Here is a 20,334-nt window from a genome sequence, read left to right as displayed (position 1 = left end):
ATCGTTTTTATTTTATTTAGTTTTATATTATCCAAACTTACAAGTGCATATGCAATACTATATGATATCTCTCTACTTAAATAAGTTTACAAACTTTTCAAAATTGCTATTTTCACATATACTTATAACTTTTGCTATAGAATCTACTCTTTTATATATATTTGAAAATATAACTTCATAATCCAATATTTTATCCTTATCAAGAGCTAACATTATTATCAAACGAACATCTGATATTTCCCAAGCAATAGGAGTCTTCAATATTCCAATTGCTATTTTGTTTTCAAAAACTTTTCCAATTGCTCCATGTGGTATGGTTACCATATTTCCTATTTCAGTTGTAGCTATTTTTTCTCTCTCAAAGTAAGAATTTTTCATATCATCATCTATGTAACCTTTTTGCACAAGTTTACTTGCCATAAAATTTATAACGTCTTCTTTCCTTTTAAAATCTAAATCAGTAAAAAATAATTCATTATCAAGAAGATTTTTTATATCTAAATCTAAATATATATTTCCTGTTTCTATATATTTTTCAATTAATTTGATTTCTTTTTCACTTAAAATAGGAGATATATTTATTACTGGTATATCTGCTATTTCAATAGGAACAGTAGATATTACAAAATCAACATCTATAACTTTTATATATTCAACTAAGTATGAAGGAATAACTTTTAATATTTCTAGTTTTTCTTTAAATACATTTTCCAATTTAGCCTTTATTAACATTGATGTCCCTATACCTGATGTGCAAACTATTATAGTCTTGAAAACCTTATCTTTATTATTATAAGAAGCCCTTTCAACAGCTCCGCCTATATGTAGAGCTATGTTTGCAACCTCATCCTCATTGATTTCTATGTTTAAGTCTTTTTCTATTGTTTTTTTAGCTATACTAGCTAGCTCAAAAGCAAATGGATATTTTATTTTAATGTCTTGAGCTATTATAGGTGATTGATTTATACCTAGCTTTATTTTTTTACACAGACTACTAATATGCTTATATAAAAATTCTTCAAATATCTCATCATGACTTATATCTATTGAGGTAGCTAATTTTAAATTTTTACAAAAGGTTTTTATTGAGCTTATTATAATTTCTTTATTTTGTTCATTTGCCAAAATCGAACTTCTTTTATTGCTATAATTTTCTACAAAACTTTCTATAAATTCTTTTTCATCGCACTTGTGTCGACTTAACATAACTAGTATATTATTCAACACATTTTTAAATTCTATGTCAGTTAATACCAAACCATTTTCATTTAATACATCTAATAAGATTTTTTTTATTATTAATTTTTTTTCTCTTATATCATCATTTAAAAAATCATTTAGAGTCAATTGATTATCTCTCTTATTACTCAAATCAATTATACAATTTACTATTCTATCTTCACTTTCAGAAATACAGATACCTTGCTTATGCTTGGACTTAATCGAAATGGAATACTTTTCTAATATTCTTTTTACTTCTTTTAAGTCATTTTTTACTGTTGAAACACTCACATACATGGAATCTGCTAAATCTTCAAGCCTTATGGTATTTTTTTCTTCATTACTCAAGGTTAACACTTTTCTGATTATATACTCTACTCTATCTACATCATCGTACAGATTACTATTTAAATTCACCTCATCAAAGCTTCCCTCTAGTTTATAACCAACTCCTCGTATTGATAGAATTTTACTTTTTTTAAGTTGTTTATTAATATCTTTTATTTCATTTTGTATAGTTTTTGAAGAGCATCCTATTTCTTGACTCAAGGCAAGACCACTAATTGTATCTTCAGAATTTAACAGGATTTTTATTATACTTATCTGTCTTGCTGTTATATTTAAACTCATAAAATCACCTTTTACTCTAAATATTGATTTCTCAATTTTTTTATTTCTTCTTTATCTAAACTAAATTCTCCATATAAATATTTTTCCACACTACTGTATTCTTCATCAATTCTTCTAAAAGCAGTCTTCATATATTCTTCATTCACACCAAATATATAATTTAATTTTTCTTTTGGAATTCCTTTAAATTTAGGCTTATATTCAATAAACCTTTCTATTTCTCTATCTGCAAATTCATTGCTTTTCAAATAATCTTTCATTATGTTCTCTCTTGATACACCTAAAATCATAAGAATTATAGCACTCCCTACACCAGTTCTATCTTTCCCTGCTGTACAATGATTTAATATTGGTAAATTAGAATAATCCTTTACAAGCTCTACCAATTTTTTATAAGATGGATTTCTTATTGGTAAATTATAATAACTATTGTTTAACATATTAAATGCACCATCTTTTTCAAACAAACCATCAATCATATCTTCAATAGAACCAAAATTCCCTTCTGATTCTTCTAACTCTCTCATAGCTGGAATTCTTATGTTTTTTATATTTGATATTATTGTTGATGGATGTTTACGAGCTTCTTTGTCACTTCTATAATCAAATATATATTTAATATTTAATTCTTTTAAAATTTTTATATCATTTTTACTTAGATTTGATAATTTTGCAGACCTATAAAATAAACCATACTTTACAGTCCTACCATCTTCAGTTTTATTACCACCTAAATCTCTAAAATTTTTCATCTTACCACCTCTTAAAAGCTATCTATTGTACTTATATTTAATAATATTTATAAATTAATTTTATCACAATTTCATATTATTTATTTAAAATATTTTTTAGTATTTAGTTAGCAATTGTAAAATATAAAAGTATATCTTTATACAAAATTAACCTAAATTTTACATAATTTATTTACTTTGTAGAAGCTTTATAGTTTATAATCAATATACAGTAGTATATTTTATGTAAAAAAGACCATATTTAGAATAATATCAAATACATTGGAGGTTTTATATTATGGACATTCAAAAGCAAAAGAATTTTATAATTAAGTTTACATATGTTGTCTTAATAGGAAGTATTGTATATATTGCGTTAAAATTCTTGTTACCATTGTTGATGCCTTTTGTCATCAGTTTTATCATTGCATCCATCTTAAGACCTATTATAAGACTTATTACAAATAATACGAATTTAAATCGTACATTTATTTCTGTAACAGTACTTTTAGCCTTTTATGGATTATGCATATTTTTATTAATTAGTTTTGGTGCAAAAATATTTACGAGTGTAAGTGACATATTTTTTAGACTTCCTGAAATATATAAATCAAATATACAACCAACACTAAATACTCTGTTTTCTAAAATAGATGCTAGTACACCTAATGTTAACCTAGCATTGATACTTGGTTGGGATAATATAAGTCAATCGATGATGTCTTTAGTCGCCTCTGTTTCAACAAATGCACTTAATGCTATTGCAAGTATTGCAAGTAAAACGCCTGCATTTATGCTAAAACTTATTATTACCTTGATTGCTTCTTTTTTCTTTACTTTTGACTATCAAAAAATAGTAAACTTTATCTTAAAACAATTTCCAGAAAAAAGTCAGCTGATGATAATAAATATAAAAAATAGTAGTATTAATGCTCTTTTAAAACTGCTAAAAGCATATGCAATACTACTATCAGTGACATTTATAGAGCTACTTATTGGACTTAATATCCTAAGAGTTGAAAATGCATTTGCTATATCTGTCATAATAGCACTTGTTGATATTTTACCAGTCTTAGGTACAGGAAGTATTTTGACACCTTGGATGATTATTTCATTAATTAATGGCAATATCAACTTAGCAATAGGGCTTCTAATACTATATATCATTATAACTGTAGTTAGACAGATACTAGAACCAAAGGTAGTAGGACACCAAATTGGTCTATACCCTTTAATAACTCTAATGTGTATGTTTGTTGGAGCTCAACTATTTGGAATAGCTGGATTATTTGGATTTCCCATCGCAGCTACAATCATAAAAAATCTACACGATAATGGTATTATCACTGCATTTAAATAGATTAGCTTTTACATTTTATTTAAACTTAAAATAGTGAGATGTATTGTACATCTCACTATTTTTGCTACTCTTTACAAATAATATCAATCATTTCTTTATATTCGTCTTCATTATTTAAAACATCTACATTTTTAAATTTTTCTTTAATTTCTAATGAGTAAGATATTGTATATGGAATAAATTTTTCTATTTCTTTTATATATTCCTTAGAAAAAAATTCAGCATTATACACTACAGAAAATAAGATTAACATCAAGCAATCATTCTTTATCATAGTTATTACAGATTCGTTTTTATTATTAATTTTAAAACCATCTATCAATTCAATAGTAAAATTTATTAATTTATTTGTGATTTTATCTAAAGTTCCATTTTTTATCGTTTCTGTCATAACAGTTTCATGATTGAATTTTAAATCTTCTTTTATATCCTGCAAATCGTCAGATATTTGCAATAAAAATCCATAACCAATGCAAAACTCTATTTCTTCCTTTGTCATCAAACCACTTATTAAGTATCCATCTACTAAAACAGATGAACCACCTTTTTCAATAGAAATAGATAATAATTCTTCTTCACACAAATTACTTTTTCTATCTTGTTGCTTTAAGCTCTTTACTTGACTTTTAAATATCAATAATAGTGACTCATAGACTTCTTTAAATTTTTCTCTAGGATAAACACTTTCAATATAATCAATCATTTGGGATACTTTACTTTCATGGTAGTTATTAGGTTTAATTTGTTCTCCCAAGAGTCTTTTTTCTAACCAGCTATTAAATAAGACTTTATCAATTTCATTTATATTTGTATTGTCTAAATAGTTGTCTGTATATGGATATAACATGCTATATGCAAAGTTTGCTTTTGAATAATAAACTTCTTTATCAAATAATAATTGTAATGCATTTGAAATCCACACATTCCTCATAGCCTGCATAATATCACTTATAGGCAAATCATCATCAAATTTTCTGGCATCTCTAATAAACTGTTTTGTTATACCTAAAAACTTTTTTCTATCTTCAACATCCATTTTTTCTAACTTGAAAATATTGTCTTTTTCTAATGTGTTTTGTAAAAATACCTCACCTTTTTTTACCCACATTCTTCTCAATACAAAATCACTTGGATATTTTTTTAAGTGAGTTGATAATGTATCTATCAATTTATCCAATTCTTTTTCACTCTTTTTTTGTGAATTTTTACTATATGTTTCTATATTCTCAGATAATTCAACACTTGAATTATTCCATGTATCCTCACATTTTTTACAATAATATTCAAATATAATATTTAAATCCATTTAACAGCCCTACTTTCATGCCTAAATTATACACTATATTATATCAGTACATATAACTAATATATAGTTAAACTTCTAATTGTGTATAATAATAATTTAAAAACTATTTATTTTTCAATTTAGCTAGTGCTTCTGCAAATGGATTATTAAATGTTTCTTGAGTTTTGTTTTGATTTTTTAAGTATTGATTAACATCTTTTTTTGATGCCTTCTTTTTTTCCTCTTGCTTTCTTTTATTGAAAGATGACAATTTCTCTCTATATCCACAGCTACAAGTGAAAATTCTTCCTTCACCTTCTCCACGAAGTTCTAATTTCTTATGACAATTAGGGCACCTTGAATTAGTTACTTGCGATATAGTTTTTCTAGTATTACACTCTCTATCTTCACAAATCAGCATTTTACCTTTTTTACCATTTACCTCCAGCATGAATTTACCACACTCTGGACATCTATTTTTAGTTAAATTATCATGTTTAAATTTATTATCACTATTTTTCACTTCTAAGACAATGTCTTTTGAATAAGCTTTCATATCATTTATAAATGTGTTTTTATTAAGTTTTCCATTTGAAATCTCCAATAATTTTTTTTCCCATGAAGCTGTAAGTTCTGGTGTTTTCAAATCTACTGGAACCAAATCCAATAATTGTCTCCCTTTTGATGTTATATATATATCTTTATTTTTCTTTTCCATCAAAAATGAATTGAACAATTTTTCTATTATATCTGCTCTTGTAGCAACTGTTCCAAGACCATTTTTTTCCATAGCTGTTAATAATGTGCCCTCATTTAAATATGGTGGCGGATTTGTTTTACCTGAAGTTACCTTTAATTCCTTAACTTTAAGTATGTCTTTTTCTAAAACATTTGGTATACTTTCATATTCATCTTCATCATCAATATCTTTATAGCTTTCCTTCCATCCTAAATTTATTACTTTATTTCCCTTTGCTTTGAATGTTTCTCCCTCTATACTTGCATTTATAGTTGTCTGCTCATATTCAAATGGAGGAGATAATACTGCTAAAAATCTTTTTACTACAAGATTATATATTTTTCGCTCTTTATCACTAAAATCACTCATAAATACCTTCTGCTCTGTTGGTATTATTGCATGATGGTCTGTTACCTTTGAATTATCAACAAAAGATTTATTAGCTGTAATATTGCTTTTTAATAATTTGTTGCAAATCTTTGAATAATCACTAACATTTACAGCTTTTATCCTGTCTTTTAATGTCCCAACAATATCTGATGTTAAATATCTAGAATCAGTTCTAGGATAAGTAAGCACTTTATGATGCTCATATAACTTTTGCATTATAGATAATGTTTCTTTTGCTGAAAATCCAAACATTTTATTTGCATCTCTTTGCAACTCTGTTAAATCATATAGTGCAGGAGAATATTTTTTCTTATATGATTTACTTACCTCAGATATTTTTATATCTAAATTTTTCACCTTTTTTAATGTAGAATCTATCTTTTCTTTACTGAATGTTGAAGAATTGTTGTTCTTATCACTCCAAATAAATTTTATGTCTGAACTTCCCTTTGTAGCAATTAACTCCAATCCATAGTACTCTTTAGGTTTAAAATCTCTTATTTCTTCCTCTCTCTTTAGTAACATGGCAAGAGTAGGTGTTTGAACTCTTCCACAAGAAAGTTGCGCATTATACTTTGTTGTCAAAGCTCTAGTTGCATTTATTCCAATAATCCAATCAGCTTCTGCTCGTGCTATTGCTGAATAATATAAATTTTCATATTCTTTTCCACTTTTTAATTTTGCAAAACCTTCTTTTATTGCTTTATCTGTACTTGAAGAAATCCAAAGACGTTTTAAAGGCTTTTTTACTTGTGATTTTTCTATTATCCATCTTGCCACAAGTTCTCCTTCACGACCTGCATCTGTTGCTATAACTATTTCATCTATATCATTCCTATTCATTTGAGCCTTGACTGTATTAAATTGCTTTCCACTCTTTTTTATTACAACAGTCTTTAGATACTTAGGAAGAATTGGTAAGTCTTCTAAGTTCCATGATTTATATCTTTCTCCATAACTTTCAGGGTCTGCAAGTGTAACTAAATGACCTAATGCCCAAGTAACTACATACTTTGGCCCCTCTATATATCCACTTTTTTCATTTTTCGACCCCAAAACTTTTGCTATATCTCTTCCAACAGAAGGTTTTTCTGCTAGTACTAATATTTTTCCCATCTAAAAATACTTCCTTTCTCTATGTTCAATCTCATATTGCACTTAAAATCTAAATAAATAGAACTTTTCTTAATATCGTAACTATAATATTACCATAATTTAATGGTATCTAATTAATTATTTAAGATTTTCTTATTTTTTTATCTAAAACTTATTTTATACCTAATTTGTATACTTATTATGACATCAAATTTCACGTATATTACTTATATTTTTAAGTTTATCATTCGTAATTAGACTTACATTTTTATATTTTCTTACTGTTTTTTAATTTTTTAGTTGACAAAACATAAAAACTTATATTAATATTATTAATACAATAAGCTATGACAAATCAATATCCGGTTAAGATTTTATAGAAGAGTTGCTATCTAGCACACCGAAGGAGTAACACTCTCAGGTACTTTTTAAAAGTAGGACTGTAAAATTTACGGAACTCTGGAGAGACCCATTATGGGCGCCGAAGGGGCAAGGCTTTTATGCTCAATCTCTCAGGCAAAAGGACAGGGATTATCTACCAAAATCAGTATTATTAATACTTTTATTTTGGTTGCTAATTAGTGTATATCCAGAGCTGAATCTTTTTTAGATTTAGCTTTTTTTATTACACTAGAAATTATTAATAAATTATACTTATTTCCTGTCAATTACTTCATTAAAAATTCTATTGATTATGCAAAGCAAAAAAAATGAGGGAGTGTTTTTATGAATCTAATTGATATTTTGAACAAAGTTGATGCTTTTATTTGGGGACCACCCTTACTAGTACTACTTGTTGGTACTGGTATATTGCTTACTGTTAAACTTGGAGTTATACAAATAACTAAACTTCCAAGAGCTCTTAAATTAATCTTCTCTGCTGAAAACAAAGGTAGTGGTGATGTTTCAAGTTTTGCAGCTTTATGTACTGCACTAGCTGCTACAGTTGGTACTGGTAATATTGTAGGTGTTGCTACAGCTATTAAGGCTGGGGGACCTGGTGCCCTTTTTTGGATGTGGATAGCAGCATTCTTTGGAATGGCTACTAAGTATTCAGAAGGTGTTCTTGCAATAAAATATAGAACTAAAGACAAAAATGGTCAAGTGTCTGGTGGACCTATGTATTACATAGTAAATGGTATGGGTGAAAAATGGAGACCTCTTGCAATATTTTTTGCTATAAGTGGTATATTAGTTGCACTTTTAGGAATAGGTACTTTCACTCAAGTAAATTCAATAACAGATGCAATAAATAGTAGTTTTGGTGTAGACCCTAGAATTACAGGTGTCATATTAGCAGTATTTGTAGCCTTAGTTGTGTTTGGAGGTCTTAAAAGTATCTCTAATGTAGCTACTAAAATAGTACCTTTTATGGCTGTTATATACATTGTAATCTGTGGTATTATTTTAATATCTTTCTGGAACAAGATACCAGAAACTTTTATGCTAATAATTAAAAGTGCTTTTACAACTACTGCTGCAACTGGTGGTTTCCTAGGAGCAACTATCTCACTAGCTATTAGAAATGGTATAGCTCGTGGTGTATTTTCAAATGAATCTGGTCTAGGTAGTGCTCCAATAGCTGCAGCTGCGGCTAAAACTGAATGGCCAGCGGAACAGGGTCTTATATCTATGACAGGTACTTTTATAGATACTATTATAATCTGTACACTTACTGGATTCTCTCTTGTTATTTCAGGAGTATGGTGTTCAGACCTTAATGGAGCTGTTATGACACAGGCCGCTTTTAATGGAGCAATTCCTACATTTGGACCAATATTACTTACAATTAGTTTGACATTATTTGCATTTACTACAATTTTAGGTTGGAGTTATTATGGAGAAAGATGTTTTGAGTTCCTATTTGGTGTAAAAGGCATGAATGGATATAGAACTGTATTTGTTGCCATGGTACTATTAGGTGCATTCTTAAAATTAGAAGTTGTTTGGATAATTGCTGATATTGTAAATGGACTTATGGCAATACCTAACCTAATAGCTTTACTTGCATTATCTCCTATAATAGTATCTGAAACTAAAAAATACTTTGAATATATAAATTCTCCAGAAAATCAGTTGAAAAATAATGCATAAATAAAAAATATAGAATTCCAAGTCAAATTCATACGACTCTGGAATTCTATATTCGTTTAAAAAAGTATACTAAATACATTTACAAAAATAATAATTCACATAAATAGTATATCTATATTTTAATTAATATCTTAATGTAATTTGTATAGATTAAAATTTTATTTCTTCTGGATATTTCCATGATTTAAATTCATCAACATCTACTGCTTCAGGTTCCTTAAATTGATTTAACACTAAAGACCTATAGTATATTTCTGCTACTTCTTCTACATACCTTGATTTTAATAATGCCTCTTCTAAATCATTACCCACAGTTGTTAATCCATGTCTTTCTAACAAACAAGCATCTGTATATAGCAATAATTTTGAAACATTTTTAGCAAGTTTTAAAGTTCCTGGCCTTGCATATGGAGCAATATCCACATAACCACCATAATTAACAGACTCATATACAATTGGTATAATGGGTTTCTTTGCTACCGAAAAAGATGTTGCATATATAGAGTGAGTGTGTGATATAGCATTCACATTTTCCCTTGTTTTATATATTTCAATATGCATCAATATTTCACTGCTAGGCTTAATTCCCTTCTTAACTTCTATTACATTTCCATCTAAATCTAACACACAAATATATTCTGTTTTTAATTCTCCTCTGCCTATACCAGAGGGTGTTATGAGAACATATCCAGTCTCTTTATCTCTAATACTAAAATTACCAGCCTTTTCTTTACATAAGCCATAATGTTCTGCTTTAATTGCTATTTCAACAATTTTAGCCTTCAAAGACTCCAACATAATTTACCTCCAAATAATCATTTTTGACCATAGTATGCATCTTTTCCATGTTTTCTCGAAAAATGTTTATTCATAAGCACTTTATCCATAATATTCTCAGGGCTCATTAATTCTGTATAATAAGCCATTTTTGCGACTTCTTCCAAAACTACTGCATTATGTACAGCCTCTTTTGCATTTTTGCCCCATGTAAAAGGTCCATGGTCATTCACAATTATTCCTGGACAATGAATTGGATTTTTTCCCATAAACTCTTCAACAATCACATTTCCAGTCTCCTTTTCATAATCATTACAAATTTCTTCTCGAGCCATTTTTCTAGTGCATGGTATACTTCCGTAAAAATAATCTGCATGAGTAGTACCACATGCTGGTATAGATTTTCCTATTTGAGCCCAAATAGTTGCCCAACTTGAATGTGTATGCACTATTCCTCCTAATTCTTCAAACTCTTTATATAAAACTAGATGCGTTGGAGTATCTGAAGACGGCTTCAATTTACCATCAATTACATTGCCTTCTAAATCAACTACTACCATGTCTTCTACACTCATACTACTATACTCTACACCACTTGGTTTTATAACTACCAATCCTTTTTCTCTGTCTATACCACTCACATTTCCCCAGGTATAAGTAATTAGCCCTCTTGCAGGTAATTCTAAATTCGCTTTTAGTACCTCTTCCTTTAAACTTTCTAACATCTTTCTCCCCCCTACATTTTATTTAGAAAAATTACTCTTATTTTGTTTAATATCCAAATTTTATAATTTAATCATTATATTTCTACTAGGATTTTATTGAATTTAATCTCTTTCTTGCTCATTTTACTTAAAAAATCTCCTACCTCATTAAGCCCTATTTTGTGTGAAATCATTGGTGTAAAAACAATATCACCTTTTTCCATAAAATCCAAAGTTGCAGTCCATGCTCTTCCAGGATAAGGACTTGTATATGAATTCCAAGAACCTTTTAAAGTGAGTTCTCCACGCAATATACACTCAGTAGCTTCTACACTAAGCGGTAGTTCTGCATGTGATATTCCTACAAATACTATCTGCCCTCTTTTTTTCGCTATTAGTAAAGATTGTTCTTGTGTAAACCTACTACCAGCAGTTTCTATAACAATATCAGAACCACCATTGGTTATTTTTCTTATTTCTTCAATTACATTTACTTCTTTTGAATTCAAGGTATAATTTGCTCCTAGAGATTTAGAAAGTTCTAATTTTTCATTAAAAATATCGATAGCTATAATTTTAGACGCTCCAAAAACCCTTGCCCATTGTATAGTAAATTGGCCTATTGGACCACAACCTAATACAACTACACTATCTCCTACTTTAATACCTGAATTTGAAATACCATGATAAGCTATAGTTGCTGGTTCAATTCCAGCAGCAGTTTCATAGTCCAATGTATCTGGAAGTTTTAAAATATGTTCTTCAGGAACTCTTACATATTCTGCCAATGCTCCATTTACTCTTGTTCCAATTATATTGTAATCATCACACAAGCCAAAATTACCCTTTTTACAATGGTTACATTCTCTACAAGGTACTAATGGAGCAACTGTCACTCTATCTCCTACATTAATATTTTTTACTTTTTCTCCAACTTTAACAACTTCCCCAGAAAATTCATGTCCTAAAATTAATGGATATGCTGTATTTCCACTCAAACCACTTACCATAGACCTAGGTAAATCTGAACCACATATTCCAACATATTTTACATTTACAAGTACTTCTTTCTCTTTTATTTCTGGTATATCTACCATTTCATATCTAACATCACCTATATTGTATAATACTGATGCTCTCATTTTATCTGACATATAAATATCTCCTTTCATGCTATATACTTGTATATAGCAATATCTATGCCATACAAAAGATAAATAGTTTATTCATGCAAATACGTTATATACAAGGTATTTTGCCAATATGAGTTACATTTTATAAAATTAGACTACATTATTGTATAAACATAAAAGAGTATGTTTGTATAACAAGACACCTAAAAAATTGACTATACAATACAATAAATTATAAATATATACATCATAAAAAGGAGTCTATATTTCATTTAAATACTTATCAAATAATCTCTGATATTTATATAAAATCAACTATAAACTCCTTTAATTACTCTTTTTATCACTTATAAATTTAAACTGCTATAGACTCCTCTACTACATTTTTAAGTGCTTGCTTTTCTAAATAATCAAGTATACTTGCTTTATTTTTTCTAAATAACGCCCATAAGATGAAGTAAATTACAATCGAAAGACCTATATAAATCGGATTTGCACTTAAAAACGCAAAGAAAACTAATCCCATCAAAGGTTTTCCTAATATATTGAAACTTGTTATTAGCATTGCTCCTGCTGGTATAGCAACTCCTATTCCTGTAGCCATATCTGTAAATAATGGTGCTGTAGATGTACAAATATATAATCCTAGCCCAAACCAAATTATACCTGAAACTAATACTTTTGGAATATTACCATTATGTATAGCAACTAAACCTTGTACCATGTATGGAATTGCCAATAAATCTACAACTGGTAATACCTTATTACCAGGAAGTATCATGGCTACTACAAGCATTATTGGAATTAAAATAAGACCTGATATTAGTGTTGCAGGTTCACCATATCCAACAGCATCATTTACTGCTATATACCACTCACGATTTCCAGCTTTTTGCATAATCTTCCTAGCAGCTTCTGTTATAGGTGCAAATGCTTGAGCAAACATACTTGCTACTTTAGGGAAAATTGCCATAACAGCACTCGTAGATATTCCTACCTTCATTATTTCTCCCCAAGCTTCCATAGTATTTATTCTTGTCATATTACCTAATATCCCAATAAACATACCTAGAAAAAGACCTAAAGTAATTGGTTCACCTAAAAAACCTAGTTTTTTCTCTAGTTCTTTAGGATTTAACTTAATTTTGTTTAATCCAAGTTTATTGTATATAGGGTCTGCAAATACTGCAAATACAGAGGCCTCAACGTTATGCATAGCTATTATTGTACAGTTAGGATATCTATAGTAACTGGACCATCTCTTTGCAACTAATTCTGATATTAATAAACTATATAAGTTTAATAAAACCATACATCCTATACCTAAAGGGAAATTTCCTGTTACTCCTATGACCATAGCTCCCCATACCATATATGAATAATTATTCCACAAATCTGAAGGCTGAAATACGTCTGTCCATTTTACTAAAAATAAAATTGTTTGTAATAAAATTCCAAGGCCTAAATATATCATTCCTGCACTTGTTGAAAATGCGACCAATGATGTAGCTTGCCAACCAACATCAAAAACTGGTAGATTTACCCCTGTACTTTCAACCATTCTATTAATAACTGGTGTTATTATTGGTGTAAAAGAATTTAATATAAGTGTAAAACCTTGTAAAGCAACTCCTGCATATACAGCAGAAAGAAACGATTTCTTTGTAGTCACTTTAAATATCTTTGCTATTATGAATATTATAATTGGAACTATAATTGCAGAACCAAATGTATCGATTATAGATTTCATAAATTCTAACATCTTTTATCCTCCTATTTATAAATATTTAATTGAATTTTCAGACTAATTATAGTATCTAAATCACAGATTTAAATACTATAATTTACACCTAGATATTACTTATTTATTCCCTCAATAACAGTTAATACTTCTTCAAAAAATGCCTCTTCACCTATTCCAGTTAAACAAGCAAATGCATTTATGGTAGGTATTCCATAATCACCTGTTTGAAGTGGACTAGTAAATGTTATAAAATCAAATCTTCCTGATTGTGCTAAATTTAGTGCTTCTGTTGGTCTAGCTTCTGTTGTTGTAATAGAAATTCCCTTATCTCCTAATACTTCTTTTAATTTACCTGCCACCATTGATGATGTAACTGTCCCTGAACCACAAACTGATAATACATTGAATTGTTTCATAATAATTTCCTCCTAATTTTATACTTTAAGTTTTTATTTTATATAAATTAAATTCATTTAAAAACAACACTTACTCTTGATTGTTTGGATTTTCACTATAACTCTATAAAATCCAATAATTGAGCTACTTCTTCTTTTGTTGACGCATTTTTTATATTTTTTAATAATTTTATATTTTGAAAAACTGACATTAAATCTTTTAATAATTTTACTTGTGAATCTGGATTCTTTACTGCTAATAAGAATACAAGTTCTACATCCAATCTATCTGTTGGGTCTATCATTGAATTAAACTTTACAGGATTTTTCAATATACCCACAGCTACATTAGATTCATTTATATGTTTTGAATCTGTATGCGGAATAGCAACACACATTTCACCAATATCAAGACCTGTTGGTAGTGTCTTTTCTCTTTCTAATACAGCACTTATGTATGTGTTTTTTACATATTCTTTTTCATACATTTTATTTCCTAATTCTTTAATAACACTTTCATAATCATTAGATTCTAAGCCTAATGATATTAAATCTACATTCATTACCTTGACTCCTCTCAATTTTTTGTTATGGCTACAGATGTTTAAATTTATCTAATATAATATTTTTGAAATCATTTTTATTAAAACACTGCTTAGCATTATTCATAAATTCTTCATCTTTTAATATTTCAAGAACATTTTTAACAATATCTTTATCATTAGTCTTAAAAACTGGCATAAATATAAAATTTACATTACCTACATTCCAGTCAATAGGATTCTTTAGTTTAACAAAAACAAACCTTGTACTATTTACAGTAGATGAATCTCCATGTGGAACACCTATGGCTCCTTTAGAATATGTTGGAAGCATTTCTTCTCTATGTAAAACAGAATCTAAGTAATCTTTTTCCACATATCCTTTATTTATAAGAATTGAACATATATACTCTAATAAATCCTTTTTAAAGTATATATTTGGTTCGAAAATAAATAAATCTTCATCAAGCATTCTTTCATACACTTTAATTTGTTTGTCTTCTTGTTTTCTTGAGTTTGATAAGTATATATCCAGGTTTTTGAAAAGTTCTTTATTATATGGGATAAAATTTATACCTGGTATCTTAGGATTTATTGTCCCAACAATAGCCAATATATTGTTTGTCTCCTTCAAATTTTCAATTTTACAAAATAAATTTTCATCTAACGCACTCATTTGATAACATTTAGTATTATTATACTTTTCTTCCAATGTTTCACTTATGTATTTGGCAGTTCCTTCTCCAGTAAGACACAAAGTTACAAGTGCATTTGATTTATCCATATGTTTTTCCAATTCATAGTTATATCCCATCCTATCTTTTAACAAAGAAAAAAATATTTCATCTAATTCTTCATCTCCCATAGAAACTTTCCTAGCTGCCTCTAATGCCATTAATAAATCCACTCTATCAATAGTTTTAGTATTTATATTAGTTCGCTTATTTACTATCTGACCTATGTTCGTAAGTGAACCAATATCTACCAAAAACAAAACTCCTTTTCCTTGGTCTATTATTTTTGATAATTCTACTGCCTTATTGTATATATTTATTGGTTTTTCATCTAAAGGCATGTCTATAGCTACAGGAAACTTTACTCCTAAAAGTTCTTTAACCACATTTACAGTCTCAGTAGCTATACGTCCATGAGAAATTATTATTAATCCTACTTTATCTTTTTTTACTTCATTTTTTAGAGCTGATTTTATATATAGTGTTATAAATCCAATCTCATCATCTGGAATCTTAATACCAATTAATTCTTCTATTTTTATTGCAAAATTTTTACCAATTTCATATTCTTTTGAAAAATCACTTCTTATTTTTTCTAAATTTACGTTTATTATTTTTTGATTTAATTTAATTCTTTTTATAGCTTCTTCTAAGTGTATTGCCAGATATTTGAACATGTTTTTATTTACTTCTAAGCTAATATTTTTTTCAACTATATCATTCATAAGTTCTTTTACCAACTTGACTAAATCATCACTTACAAAACTATTTAAATCACTCATTGAAAAAAGCTCTTCATCACTATTAAGATTGAACTTTAAATCAGCAAATCTATTTAAAATAAAAGTCCATAAAATATTCTCTATATCTATATCTTCAATATCAAGGGATTTTAAATCATAATATTTTTTTTCAATTGTTTTGTATATATCTTCTGGTAACATATACTCGTCACTCAAAAAATTTCCTTTTACTGATGATTCATCTGAATTAAATGGCATAAATATAGCATTTTTTAAATATTTTCTTATTTCTGTGTATTCAACCTCTTGAAAAGCTGCATCTTTAAAATAATCTTTAAGCTTTAAAACTTCATTTATATCTACTACTACTATTGACTCTTTATCTTCACCTTTGGAATTTATAAACTTCATAAAAGCTCTTGCACAAAGAACCTGAATCATATTTTGTAATTGCCCTATATTTCCACTAAATTTTTTTAGTGCAAGTATTTCAATTACATTTTTATCTACAAATATTTTTGCATTTATTCTATTACACTCTTGTTGAAAGATATTGTATATAAGGTCTATTTTCTCTTTTAGTAGTCTCTCATGTAATGGTGGTAAAGTTATTAGCATTGGTATTCTTCTTCTAAATGTCAATAATAAATTAGTTTCCACATTTTCAGTAGTAGCTCCAATTAACATAATACTTACTTTCCTTTCAGCATTAGTTTCACCTAATCTTCTAAACGTTCCTCTGTCTAATATAGAAAATAGTATTTCTTGACCTTTTGGAGGCAATCTGTGTATTTCATCTAAAAATAAAACTCCTTCATCAGCTTCCTCTACAAGACCTGGTGTATCGTATTCAGCACCTGTAAATGCACCTTTTTTATATCCAAATAACAAAGATAACAATAATTGTGGATTGTCACTATAATCAGCACAATTAAATACAACAAAATTTGAACTTTCTTTTATTACTTTTTTCTTCTTTGCAAACTCATACATATGCTTAGAAAACAAACTTTTACCAACTCCACTTTCTCCTACAATCAACGTGGGCAATCCTTTTGGAGGGTATAATATAGCTGACTTAGCCTGTTCCACTGCATTTTTAAGACTTCCCTTATTTCCTATTAGAGTTTCAAATGAATCTTCTGATTCTTCTTTAGGTATCTCTACTACATTCATTTCCAAACTTTCATTAGGCAAAAGTTCCTCTACAACTCTTCTTGATATATTAAAACCTTCTGCCATCAATTCTCTTGTGATTTCTGATATAGAAATATTTTTATTCTTTTGTAATATAGATGAAATTGCTGACTTTAGATAAGGATATCTTCTTTGCCTTGAATTACTTATATTAAGCTCTTTTCTTAAATTAGTTATATTCTCTCTAGTTGTACTTAAAAACTTTGCTATCTGAACATCTGTTAATGGTTCCTTTTTATTTTCTGTATTTATGATGTTTACAAGTTTATCTCTCAACTCCATGCTTAATAACTCCTTTCTTGATAAATTATATAAGCAACTATCATGCCATACTTAATTTAATATTTTTTGCTATTCAAACCCTGTAGGTAACTGGGTGTTATTGGTACTTATACAATTTGATAATCATTTACATTTTGTATATTTAGTAATTTACTAAATGTATTTACTATTTATAAATTTAAATAATTTAATCCTTTATTTGAATTATAATATAATAATATTTATAAATTTATAATTGAAAAACTTGTTTAATTAGATATAATAATACATATCTACTCAACAATAAAAATTATTATAAATTATGCTTTTAACACTTTCTGTTTTAAAATTTTACTTTTATATAATAGTATAAATACTTATACCATATGGTTTTGGATATACAAATGACTTTTACATGCTTTTATATGGCATATTATACTATTTTAACTTAAAAATTAATTTACGAGTATTAAATTTACATACAGAGAGGAAAACGATATGAATACATTTAAAGCTGAAATCTTATTAAAACATTCTGCAAAAGATATATTTAATATATTTACAAAATCTGCAAGATTAAATTTTCCTAATTTTAATGAAAAAAAAGCAGTGGGGACATTTTTACAACAGAAAAATAACAAAAGATTTAAGGTTGAAATAACTAATTTTGAAAAAAATAAAATATATGAGATAAAAACAAGCAATAACAGAGAAAGTATTATCACTAGATATGAACTTATACATGTTGATTTAAAAAATACAAAACTTATTTTCACTGAAAGTGAAAGTGAGAGAAATGTATTTGGAAAAATTAATTCAGTCCTTGTAAGAATATTATTTGGAAAAAGACATCCAGAAGAATTTGATAAATTTATAAAGAACTTGGAAATAGAGTTAGAAAATAAGAATAATTAAAAACATGGCTTCATTGTTTTAGATAAAGATAGCAATTAAACTAATAATGAGAGGTGAAAATTTATGCCAATTAATTCTTTTGAAAATTATCCTATGAGCTGGAAACCAAAGCGACCTTCAAAAGGACAAATATTATATAAAGCTCTTGCAGAACAGTTAGAACAAGACATCAATAATGGATTGTTGTTGCCAGGTACTAAATTACCACCACAACGTGAATTGGCAGATTTTTTAGATGTTAATGTCAGTACCATCTCTAGAGCTTTTAAAATTTGTGAAAAAAAAGGATTGGTAAGTGGAGTTACTGGAAGTGGGACCTTTGTATCTTATGATACACGTTCAAATTTATTCTTAATGTCGAGTAATAATAAAATTACATTTATTGAAATGGGTACAATGAATCCAGATTTCACATTAGAAGAAATGAATACCTTGTTTAAGCATATAATTAAAGAAATCGATTTTAAAACTATATTTCAGTATGGCCAAAGAGATGGTGCCAAGTGGCAAAAAGAAGCTATTGTTAAATTAATTTATAGAGCTGGACTTGAAACTACAGCAGATAGTCTACTTCCTGCAAGTGGTGGACAAAATGCAATTGTAGCCATTTTAGCAGGTTTATTTCAACATGGAGATAAAATAGGTGTAGACCCATTAACTTACCCTGGAATAAAGACTGCAGCTAAAATGCTTGGAATACAACTAGTTCCAATTAAACAAGAAAATATGGAAATTAGTGAAGAAGGTCTATTATATGCTTGTAAAAATGAAAATATTAAAGGTCTATACATAATACCAGATTATCAAAATCCAACTACACATATAATGTCACAAAATGGGCGAAAGATGATTGCAAATATTGCATCTAAATACAATCTAATTGTTATTGAAGATGCTATTCATAGCTTACTTAATGAGGAACATTTAAATCCAGTGGCTTCTTATATACCAAATCAGACAATCTATATTACGAGTTTATCAAAAATTATTGCACCTAGCTTACGTTTAGCCTATATCTCTACACCTAACCAGTATAGAGAAGCATTATCAAGTGCTTTATACAATATTAATTTATCTCAATCCTATTTTTTAACAGAAATTGCTTATCGTATGATTAGTTCAGGAGAAGCTGATAAATTAATCAATGCTCGTCGCAAATCTGCAAGGAGAAGAAACAAGATTATTAATCAGTATTTATCTGAATACAATCTTTTAGGAAGTGATGAATGTATCTTTAGGTGGTTGATTCTGCCTGATGATATAATGGCAGAAGAATTTGAAATGGAGTCACTTAAAAAAGGTGTACAGGTTTATGCATCTGAGCGTTTTGCTGTTGGAAAGGAAAAACCTATTTCTGCAATAAGAATAGCCGTATGTGCTACAGAAAGTACAGAAGAACTTAAAGCAGGTCTTACTGTACTGAAAAGATTATTGGATGAAAAAAGATAATTGTATTGCACACAATTTTTTAATTGTGTGTATTTTTTTTTGTTGTTACAATAAAATTACAACAGATAGTAATTAATTTATAGAGATTAATATAGATTATTACCAGTATATTGATTTTGATAGTATTTTTAAACTATCTTGATTTTATATGGTAGTTTACATATTAATCCAAATTCATTTTTAAGTATGATTGCA

At 27.9% G+C, this 20,334-nt stretch carries 15 protein-coding genes and 1 riboswitch; of the genes, 4 read left to right on the top strand and 11 right to left on the bottom strand.

Going from position 1 to position 20,334, the window contains the following annotated elements:
* Positions 1–72: 72 nt before the first annotated feature.
* Together Q3304_RS09820 and Q3304_RS09815 are read right to left on the bottom strand one after the other, a co-directional pair.
* Positions 73–1,851, bottom strand: a complete 1,779-nt coding sequence (locus tag Q3304_RS09820; protein WP_407814755.1) for a BglG family transcription antiterminator — start codon at positions 1,849–1,851, stop codon at positions 73–75.
* An 11-nt stretch (positions 1,852–1,862) separates the two neighbouring features.
* Complete coding sequence (locus Q3304_RS09815; protein ID WP_407814754.1) at positions 1,863–2,603, bottom strand: tyrosine-protein phosphatase; 741 nt, start codon at positions 2,601–2,603, stop codon at positions 1,863–1,865.
* A gap of 277 nt (positions 2,604–2,880) precedes the next feature.
* On the opposite strand from Q3304_RS09815, the gene ytvI reads away from it, so the two are divergent.
* The gene (gene ytvI, locus Q3304_RS09810; protein WP_074178357.1) at positions 2,881–3,942 is read left to right on the top strand and encodes a sporulation integral membrane protein YtvI; all 1,062 of its coding nucleotides are present in this window, start codon (positions 2,881–2,883) and stop codon (positions 3,940–3,942) included.
* Positions 3,943–4,006: 64 nt separating this feature from the next.
* Here ytvI and Q3304_RS09805 read toward each other — a convergent pair whose 3' ends face one another.
* Positions 4,007–5,248: a flagellar protein FliS gene (locus Q3304_RS09805; RefSeq protein ID WP_223153151.1), complete on the bottom strand. Its 1,242-nt coding sequence runs from the start codon at positions 5,246–5,248 to the stop codon at positions 4,007–4,009.
* Positions 5,249–5,351: 103 nt separating this feature from the next.
* Positions 5,352–7,472: a DNA topoisomerase III gene (locus tag Q3304_RS09800; protein ID WP_243192641.1), complete on the bottom strand. Its 2,121-nt coding sequence runs from the start codon at positions 7,470–7,472 to the stop codon at positions 5,352–5,354.
* A 428-nt stretch (positions 7,473–7,900) separates the two neighbouring features.
* Positions 7,901–7,989, top strand: a riboswitch (glycine riboswitch).
* A gap of 188 nt (positions 7,990–8,177) precedes the next feature.
* Here Q3304_RS09800 and Q3304_RS09795 point away from each other — a divergent pair.
* Positions 8,178–9,545, top strand: coding sequence for a sodium:alanine symporter family protein (locus tag Q3304_RS09795; RefSeq protein WP_054270830.1), 1,368 nt, complete (start codon positions 8,178–8,180; stop codon positions 9,543–9,545).
* Between the two features lie 150 nt (positions 9,546–9,695).
* On the opposite strand, the gene Q3304_RS09790 is transcribed toward Q3304_RS09795, so the two are convergent.
* The 7 genes from Q3304_RS09790 to Q3304_RS09760 all read right to left on the bottom strand — a co-directional run bounded on the left by Q3304_RS09790 (position 9,696) and on the right by Q3304_RS09760 (position 17,796).
* Entirely contained in the window at positions 9,696–10,343 is a 648-nt protein-coding gene (locus Q3304_RS09790; protein WP_074178360.1) for a class II aldolase/adducin family protein, read from the bottom strand.
* Between the two features lie 17 nt (positions 10,344–10,360).
* A complete protein-coding gene (gene araD, locus Q3304_RS09785) occupies positions 10,361–11,047 on the bottom strand; it encodes an L-ribulose-5-phosphate 4-epimerase (protein WP_219673289.1) in 687 nt (228 codons plus the stop codon).
* A 74-nt stretch (positions 11,048–11,121) separates the two neighbouring features.
* Complete coding sequence (locus tag Q3304_RS09780) at positions 11,122–12,180, bottom strand: galactitol-1-phosphate 5-dehydrogenase (RefSeq protein WP_054270833.1); 1,059 nt, start codon at positions 12,178–12,180, stop codon at positions 11,122–11,124.
* A 334-nt stretch (positions 12,181–12,514) separates the two neighbouring features.
* Positions 12,515–13,921, bottom strand: coding sequence for a PTS galactitol transporter subunit IIC (locus Q3304_RS09775; protein ID WP_407814753.1), 1,407 nt, complete (start codon positions 13,919–13,921; stop codon positions 12,515–12,517).
* Between the two features lie 95 nt (positions 13,922–14,016).
* Positions 14,017–14,319: a PTS sugar transporter subunit IIB gene (locus Q3304_RS09770; protein ID WP_054270835.1), complete on the bottom strand. Its 303-nt coding sequence runs from the start codon at positions 14,317–14,319 to the stop codon at positions 14,017–14,019.
* A gap of 95 nt (positions 14,320–14,414) precedes the next feature.
* Positions 14,415–14,861 carry a PTS sugar transporter subunit IIA gene (locus Q3304_RS09765; RefSeq protein ID WP_054270836.1) on the bottom strand — a complete coding sequence of 149 codons (447 nt, stop codon included), beginning with the start codon at positions 14,859–14,861 and terminating at the stop codon, positions 14,415–14,417.
* Positions 14,862–14,892: 31 nt separating this feature from the next.
* Positions 14,893–17,796 carry a sigma 54-interacting transcriptional regulator gene (locus tag Q3304_RS09760; protein WP_407814752.1) on the bottom strand — a complete coding sequence of 968 codons (2,904 nt, stop codon included), beginning with the start codon at positions 17,794–17,796 and terminating at the stop codon, positions 14,893–14,895.
* 477 nt (positions 17,797–18,273) lie between these two features.
* On the opposite strand from Q3304_RS09760, the gene Q3304_RS09755 reads away from it, so the two are divergent.
* Together Q3304_RS09755 and Q3304_RS09750 are read left to right on the top strand one after the other, a co-directional pair.
* Positions 18,274–18,690 carry a DUF3284 domain-containing protein gene (locus tag Q3304_RS09755; protein ID WP_407814751.1) on the top strand — a complete coding sequence of 139 codons (417 nt, stop codon included), beginning with the start codon at positions 18,274–18,276 and terminating at the stop codon, positions 18,688–18,690.
* Positions 18,691–18,753: 63 nt separating this feature from the next.
* Positions 18,754–20,139 carry a PLP-dependent aminotransferase family protein gene (locus tag Q3304_RS09750; RefSeq protein WP_407814750.1) on the top strand — a complete coding sequence of 462 codons (1,386 nt, stop codon included), beginning with the start codon at positions 18,754–18,756 and terminating at the stop codon, positions 20,137–20,139.
* The last annotated feature ends 195 nt before the right edge of the window (positions 20,140–20,334 follow it).

This window comes from Clostridioides sp. GD02377, from assembly GCF_045899875.1.
In the GTDB taxonomy this organism is placed as follows: Bacteria; Bacillota; Clostridia; order Peptostreptococcales; family Peptostreptococcaceae; genus Clostridioides; species Clostridioides difficile_A.
The sequence above is the reverse complement of the archived record's forward strand: the minus strand, read 5'-3'. Positions and strand labels throughout refer to the sequence as shown.